Raw genomic sequence first — 580 nt, 5'->3', positions numbered from 1 at the left:
CGGAGAGGGAGCAGGGGAAAGGTTTTAACCCCTGCTCCCCGACGCCTCGCGGGCGAGAGCGAGGTTTGGGGCAGCGCCCCAAGTTAGTGCTTCAACACCAAGCCCAGGGTTTCGAGGCCGGGGTAGTGTTCTTCGATGTACTCGACCAGGCGGCCTATGTGGCGGAACCGACGCGGTTCCTTCTTCGTTCGCGTGGTCGCAAGGAACAGTTCTTCCTTACGCCAGGTGAGTTGAATCAGGACGTAGAAATCCTTTTCGTCCTTGATGATCCGCAAGGATTTGAGCGTGCCGCTCTTGGCGGCCAGTGCCGCGTCAGCTTCTGTTATGGAGTGCTCGGGGTTCCACATGAGGGGGGTCGCGTATTTTTGTCTTCGTGAACAATCACACATTTTGACCATGCTGGGCAATTTTGTGATGTCAAAGGGCACTCTTGTGACGTCGCAAACGTGACGCCGCTGGCCCGCCGAGGCGGGTGTTTTCGCGGACGCGAAAACGAAAGGCAAAGGCATCGCTCGCCGCTATGCGTCGCCGGGGGAATGTGCGCCTGCGGCTTCCTTCCCCCGGCCTTGCCGGGAGCTTG

Annotated in this window: 1 protein-coding gene; it reads right to left on the bottom strand. The window is 59.5% G+C overall.

The features are described from left to right. Positions 1 to 83: 83 nt before the first annotated feature. Positions 84 to 347, bottom strand: coding sequence for a hypothetical protein (locus M622_RS39230; RefSeq protein WP_021251219.1), 264 nt, complete (start codon positions 345 to 347; stop codon positions 84 to 86). Positions 348 to 580: the final 233 nt, after the last annotated feature.

Origin of the sequence: Thauera terpenica 58Eu (genome assembly GCF_000443165.1) — a bacterium.
Lineage (GTDB): Bacteria > Pseudomonadota > Gammaproteobacteria > Burkholderiales > Rhodocyclaceae > Thauera > Thauera terpenica.
This window is presented reverse-complemented; position numbering and strand designations above follow the sequence as displayed.